We start from the raw sequence: 7,076 nt of genomic DNA, 5'->3' as shown, positions 1-7,076 counted from the left end.
ATCTCATAATACGGTATGGTGTGCTATTCAAGATAGTTATGGCTTTATTTGGTTGGGTACCAGTGATGGACTGAATCGATATGACGGACAGGGGAATAAAGTTTACCGCAATGCATTGAATGAAGATTATTCTTTGGAAAGCAATTTTGTAGAAACTCTTTTTGAAGACGGGCAGAGAATCTGGGTCGGTACTAATTCGGGACTTTATATTTATGATCGGGAGACCGGTCGTTTTTCCAGATTCAATAGTACAACTAGTTACGGAGTGTCTGTAAGTAGTGAAGTGAAGAAAGTAATAAAAGCAAAGGATGGGAAAATTTGGATTGGAACTTTAGGACAGGGGATTTTTATTTATGATCCCGAAAGAGAAGTGTTGATCCAGAATAGTTCCCAGACATCTTTTCTTTGGGATATTTGTGTTGGAAATGATGGGCTGATTTATACGGCTTCTTTGCAAGAGGGACTCCTTTGCTTCGATGAGAATGGTAAGTTCTTGCAGGCGTATGAGGTTTCACCTTTTATGGATGCGTCAGACAGTCATAAGATTAATTGTGTACAGAATGTGGATGGCGAGATCTGGGTTGGTGCGGATGTTAATCTTCTGTACCACTTGAATAAGCAAACGGGGGTACTGGAACACTATACTACTTCTTTGAACTTTGGGGCAATTCGTTGTTTGTTGAAATATTCGGAGCAAGAATTATTGGTGGGGACGGATAATGGATTATATCTTTTTAATCGTATTACAAATACGTTTCGCAGAGGAGATAACCCGTTTGATTCACGAAGTTTAAGCGATCAGACAATCAATGCGATGATGTGGGATGCGGAAGGTGCACTTTGGGTAATGACAAACTTAGGTGGAGTAAATTATATGCCGAAAGAGTCCAAACGCTTTGATTATTATTCACCGGCTACATTACCCGGAGTACTGAGCGCAGGAAAAGTGGTAGGCCCTTTCTGTGAGAATAAAGAAGGAAACATCTGGATAGGTACACGTAACGGTTTATGTTTTTTTGATTCTGTGACGGGTGAGTTATCTGAATATTCCATTGGAGGCGATAAGAATCTGAAATTAGATATTCGTTCGTTATTGCTTGATGATAATAAGTTGTGGGTAGGTACATATGCCGGAGGATTGTATGTTATAGATTTGCGTACAGGGATGACGAGGAATTATACGCATTCACGAGGAGTACCTAATACAATTTGTAGCAATGATGTGTTATGTGTGTATAAGGATAGACGAGGAAATATTTTTGTCGGGACAAGTTGGGGGTTATGTCGTTATTCTCCGGAGAGTGATGACTTCCTGACTATTACAACCATTGGCTCGATGATATCCGTAGTTGATATATACGAAGATATGTATAACAATCTTTGGATTGCAACTTCCAATAACGGTGTTTTCCTCAATAATACAATCAATAATAGTTGGAGACATTTTCAGCATAAGCGCGAAGACTCGACTACTATTTCCAGTAACTCTGTCATCTGTCTGTTTGAGGATATGAGAGGTACGATGTGGTTTGGGACGAATGGGGGTGGACTTTGTGCTTTCAACTCGAAAGAAGAGAACTTTACCAATTTTGATCCTCAGAATAAAATATTGCCTAATAATGTGATTTATTCTATTGAACAAGATCAGTCAGGTAATTTCTGGATATCTTCTAATATAGGATTGATTAAGATTAATCCTGTTATTAAAGACAGCTATCGTCAGTTTACAGTGAATGATGGTTTGCAGGGAAATCAGTTTACAGCACAGTCTTCCTTAAAATCTTCTAATGGTAAGATCTATTTTGGAGGTATAAATGGTTTCAATGCTTTTGTACCGGAACAGTTCGAAGATAATTCTTATATTCCTCCGGTTTATGTTACAGATATCCGATTACCCTATTTACCTAATGATAAGACTGTAAAAGAGGTACTTCAGCTTAACGAACCATTATATATGGCTCGTAAAGTTGTATTGCCTTTTAAATATAATAGTTTCTCTATCCGTTTTGTAGCATTAAGTTATGAAGACCCGCATAAGAATCGTTATTCATACATATTGAAAGGTGTAGATAAGGAGTGGATTATGAATTCGGAAAGTTATATGGCATCTTATACTAATTTGCCTCCTGGTGAGTATGAATTTCTGGTTCGTGGTTCTAATAACGATTATAAGTGGAGTGATAAAGCAACTAGTTTATGGATAATCATTACTCCTCCCTGGTGGCGAAGTACAGTTGCTTATATTGTTTATATCCTCTTGTTGCTTGGACTGACTTATCTGATTGCCTGGCGTTGGAATTGGTATGTCAAACGCAAATACAAACGTCAGATGGAGGATTATCAGGTTAAGCAAGAGAAGGAAGTATATAAGTCGAAGATTAACTTCTTTATAAATCTGGTGCATGAGATACGTACTCCACTAAGTTTAATTCGGCTTCCACTTGAGAAGTTGCAGGAAACTTGGAGGGAAGGGAAGGATGTTAAGTATCTTTCTGTCATTGATAAGAATGTGAATTATCTGTTGGGGATTACCAATCAGTTACTTGACTTCCAGAAAATGGAAAGTGGAGCATTACAATTGAATCAGAAACGGTGTTCGATCAATGAATTGGTGCAAGATGTTTATAGCCAGTTTACTAGTCCGGCGGAACTGAAAGGGCTTGAATTAAAATTGGTATTGCCTGATGATAAATTGGTATCAATGATAGATCAGGAAAAGATCAGTAAGATTCTGGTCAATTTGATGGGAAATGCTTTAAAATATTCCCAGGCATATGTGGAATTAAAATTGTCTGTGACAGATACAAATATAAGAATCTCTGTAAGTGATGATGGACCGGGAGTCCCGGATGAACAAAAAATAAAGGTCTTTGAAGCATTTTACCAACTGCCGGGAGATAAAGTTGCTTCTGTAGGAACAGGTATTGGATTAGCTTTTGCGAAATCTTTAGCTGAGGCTCATCATGGTGATCTGTGGGTAGAAGACGCTGTTGGTGGAGGTTCCTCTTTTGTTTTATCTCTTCCATTGGAGAAAGTAAACGTAGAGCCTGAGGCTGAAATAATAGAAGCTCAATCGGAAGAGGATGGTGAAGCAACTGTTTCTGAGTTTTCTGGAAAGAAATTTACTGTGTTGCTGGTGGAGGATAATGTCGATTTATTGAATCTGACCCGTGAGTCACTGAGTGTTTGGTTTCGTGTACTGAAAGCTACTAATGGCATTGAGGCACTGGAAGTACTTTCTCGGGAAAGTGTCGATGTAATTGTAAGCGATGTGATGATGCCGGAAATGGATGGATTAGAGTTATGCAGCCGGGTAAAGAACGATATTGAATATTCGCATATCCCGGTTATTCTATTGACAGCGAAAACAACTCTTGAATCTAAAGTGGAAGGACTTGAATCCGGAGCAGATGTATATATTGAGAAACCGTTCTCAATAAAACAGCTTCATATGCAGATTGAGAATCTTCTTAAATTGAGACAGTCTTTCTATAAACTGATGAATAGCTTATCCGTAGGAGCTGCAGACTCTATTGTAACAAGAGATCTTGCGATGTCTCAGAAGGACTGTGAGTTTGTTGCTAAAATACAGGGAGTGATTGCTGATCAATTAGCAGATGAAAATTTCTCTATAGATACTCTTGCTGAGCAAATGCATATGAGCCGTTCTAATTTCTATAGGAAAATAAAAGCGCTCTCTGGTGTGTCTCCAAATGATTACTTGAAGACTCTTCGTATGAATCGTGCTGCCGAGTTAATTAAAAGTGGTACGCGGATTTCTGAAGTCGCTTCACAAGTAGGATTTGGTTCTTCTTCTTATTTTGCTAAATGTTTTAAGGCTCAGTATGGTGTTTTGCCTAAAGATTATATTGGTCAGCCGCCGCTTTCTGAAGAATCATGATTTTGCATGTTATTAGAATGTGAAATCTCTGTCTTGAGTTAATGTGAGGTGTAACTGTGTCAAAACTGATAATCGCTCTTATTTTACTCTGTCATTCTGAACGTAGCGAAGAATTTACTCTTTATTTAAGTAAAAGAAAGATTCTTCACTATGTTCTCTTAGGACAGAATGATAAGTTAATCATCATTTTGATACAGCTTCATTTTATTTATAGAACTTGTATACTTTCTTAGCATAACGTTTTCCTATTAGCAATTGTCCTTTAGTCCCAAAATGAGGATCTGTTTCATCTTTGTAGCAATCTGCTCCTTTGGATGAAACCCAATCTGAGTATGGGATAAATGAAGAAACCTTACTAATCATTTTATTAAAAGGAGTTGTTCCTGCTTCTCTTTTTGTCCAATTCCATTGAGAAATCTGTCCAACAATAACAGGAAGCTCAGGCATTCCCAGATCTTCCCTGAAACTTTTAATGAGTAGAATTAATTTTTGCTTATATTCTTCCGGATTCGAACAATCGGCTTCTCCTTGATGCCAGAGAATAGCTTTCAGGCGTCCTCCTTGTTTCAGGGCTATTCGGATTCGTGATAAGGTTTTTTCATAATACCCATTTTTGCTACCTTTCAACCAGGCATTTATGGAGCTTCCCCCGCGGGCATTTACTACTAAACCTACTGGGTGTTTCGTTTTTCTTTCAATTTCCTTGGCAAAAGCATAACTCGGTCCTAAACGTTGCATTGATAGGTCCTTTCTGACTGTTGAATAACGATTTAACGGATTTGAAGCCGGTTCAAAATTTCCTTTGTCATTTAATAGATATACATTTTGCAAGGGGTCCATTATCTCTGGAGTTAGTTCTGCACGCCCTGCCATATTAGATTGACCTATACATAAATATATGTCTAGATCGGATGGCTTTACTTTTTCTCCGGCATAGATTGCCAAAGGTTGGAAGAGTAGAAATAGTAACAAATAAAGAGTCTTATTCATATCTGTTTTTTATTTGGAGTTATATTCAAGTGTGAATTCTCTTGTGCTTATAGTTTAATATTAGTTTTTCTTTACTTGGTATTGATACATGACAAAGTCATTCTTTTGGGGAAGAGTGACTTTTATAGAGCCTTTTCTTCCAATTATACTATTCATTGTTTTACCATTTCCAAGTACTGGAGTACAGATGATTTCTTTGCCCTCAGGCAACCAAGTTTCTATCCATGTTTCATCTTGGTCATTATCTTCTCTATAAATAAGGAGGTAACCACTCGGAGCTTTGTTTACTTGATCGCAGATCGATTGGAAACCTGTCCAAGAGCGTCCGGAAGGTTCATCTCCAATAGGGAGAATGATTCCTTGATGAAAATTATATTGTAGCTTTTTGTACTGCTCTATTAGTTTCTTCAGTTTAAACGCTTCGTCAGGAAGATTGGAAGCTTCCATCCAAGCTAATGGCTGTCCTGCCATAGTAGTTGCAAAGAGATATTCAAATGAATAATTTGCCGGAGCAAATGGTTCGTTACTGTATTTTTGTGTATTTCTCCACTTATTTAGAAATTCGATTTGTAATTTTTCTGCCGGTACGTATTTGGCTAACATCCATAAGTTGCGAAGTGTCCAATATGGGTAGTAATTTTTCCAATCTGTATAGCGGTTTTCCAGAAAGATATTTCCATATTCATTGAACATATGATAACCTCCACGACGGCTGGCTGTTGCATCTAAATTGAACATGACTTTATTATCCGTCTCTGCCAGTACTTTATCGAATAGTTTACGAAGATTTATTTCAGATGTTTTGGTGGGAATGGTCAATCCATCAATCTTAAAAATTCGGATTCCGTATTTACGATAAATTCCGATCAGTGCTTCTGCGTCTTTATTCCAGTCTGCAAAATCATTTTGTACACTGGGATTGAACCATAGACAAATCTCAATGCCTATCTTTTTTCCTCTTTCAACAATTGGGGTTAATCCATGCGGATATTTGTCTATATTAGGTTTCCAGTAGTCTTTATTATCCCAGATATTCTTGAAAGATCCTTTGGCCGTGGCTGAATTAGGACTTTTTCCCGTTTGCCATCCATCATCTATTTGGAAATGAGTGATTCCTAATTTAGCTGCACGTTCTAATTCTTGTAGGCAGAATGCTTCATTTACTTTAGTATCTTGGCTGCGATCGCCCCAAGTATTCATCATAATCATTTCGTCACGTTCTTGAAGATGGGTACGTATGTTTTTCTGGTAGTTACGTAATGCAGTCAATGCTTCCAGTTCATCTCCAGTATATACTCCTGTTACGCAACTGTATGTTCGCGTCCATTCATCTTCTCGGATATCTGTTTCTGTAAGTCCTAATCCTGTGATCATGAATTTTCCAAATTCAGCGATGAAGTCCGCATCTTTATACGCTAACTGAACACTGGAACAAGGAGCTTCTTTTAAAAAAAAGAAACCGTTATTATCTTCTCCGTTACGTACGAAAAAAAGGTTTCCACGATAATTGTTTTTACGATAGATAATGGCATTTCGTTCTGTTACTAAATTATTATTCCAATCTGTCACATCCCAAAATTCTACGGCTTTCGCATGCCAATGCTGGCCTTTAAAATTCAATTGGTCTAAGATTGCAGTTACAGCCTTGGATTTCATGTCTTCTGCAAACTCTATATTTTTGTGGTCGGCTGAATTTTCATTCTGTTCTCCTGAAATACGATTCATTGTTCCTTTCAGATAAGTATCACATGCTATTGCTGGGCAATGATCATAAATACGATATATTCTTTGAATATCTAATGCACCTAAGGTGAACGTTACTGTCGCTTTTAGATAAGCAGGGTGAATATCAGTCGCTGTTACTGCTTCTGTTCGGCATAGACCGTTAGTGCCCGTCTTCTCCGTTTTGGAAATGAGGAAATCTGGTAGGGGTGAGGTTACTAGTTCTATTTTACCACTTGCTTTATTACTTAAACTATATGTCATTAAATTCCCACCATTCCAGATAAATTTCCGTTCAATCAGATCATTCCCAATGATTAGTGTGTCTCCATTTTGTTGGCAATAACATGTTTTTTGAGCGAAAGTGGATGCAATTATAAAAAACATTATTAATGTAACTGTTTGTCTTTTCATGCTGAACATTATATTAATAGTTAGTTATATGGGAAATGATCAGTTGAGA

At 37.5% G+C, this 7,076-nt stretch carries 3 protein-coding genes; 1 reads left to right on the top strand and 2 read right to left on the bottom strand.

Annotated elements, in window-relative coordinates:
- Positions 1–3,901 (top strand): hybrid sensor histidine kinase/response regulator transcription factor (locus tag EJF25_RS23490; RefSeq protein WP_148098110.1); only part of this gene is annotated, 3,901 nt, incomplete at its 5' end.
- A 204-nt stretch (positions 3,902–4,105) separates the two neighbouring features.
- On the opposite strand, the gene EJF25_RS23485 is transcribed toward EJF25_RS23490, so the two are convergent.
- Both EJF25_RS23485 and EJF25_RS23480 read right to left on the bottom strand, forming a co-directional pair.
- Positions 4,106–4,891: a sialate O-acetylesterase gene (locus EJF25_RS23485; protein WP_125043113.1), complete on the bottom strand. Its 786-nt coding sequence runs from the start codon at positions 4,889–4,891 to the stop codon at positions 4,106–4,108.
- Between the two features lie 60 nt (positions 4,892–4,951).
- The gene (locus EJF25_RS23480; RefSeq protein ID WP_125043111.1) at positions 4,952–7,027 is read right to left on the bottom strand and encodes an alpha-galactosidase; all 2,076 of its coding nucleotides are present in this window, start codon (positions 7,025–7,027) and stop codon (positions 4,952–4,954) included.
- Between the last annotated feature and the right edge of the window lie 49 nt (positions 7,028–7,076).

The sequence above is a fragment of the Bacteroides faecalis genome (assembly GCF_003865075.1).
Lineage (GTDB): Bacteria > Bacteroidota > Bacteroidia > Bacteroidales > Bacteroidaceae > Bacteroides > Bacteroides faecalis.
This window is presented reverse-complemented; position numbering and strand designations above follow the sequence as displayed.

Bases quoted from the DNA above. Each gene is read 5' to 3' on its own strand.
- EJF25_RS23480 (WP_125043111.1), bottom strand. From the start codon at position 7,027: ATGAAAAGACAAACAGTTACATTAATAATGTTTTTTATAATTGCATCC.
- EJF25_RS23485 (WP_125043113.1), bottom strand. From the start codon at position 4,891: ATGAATAAGACTCTTTATTTGTTACTATTTCTACTCTTCCAACCTTTG.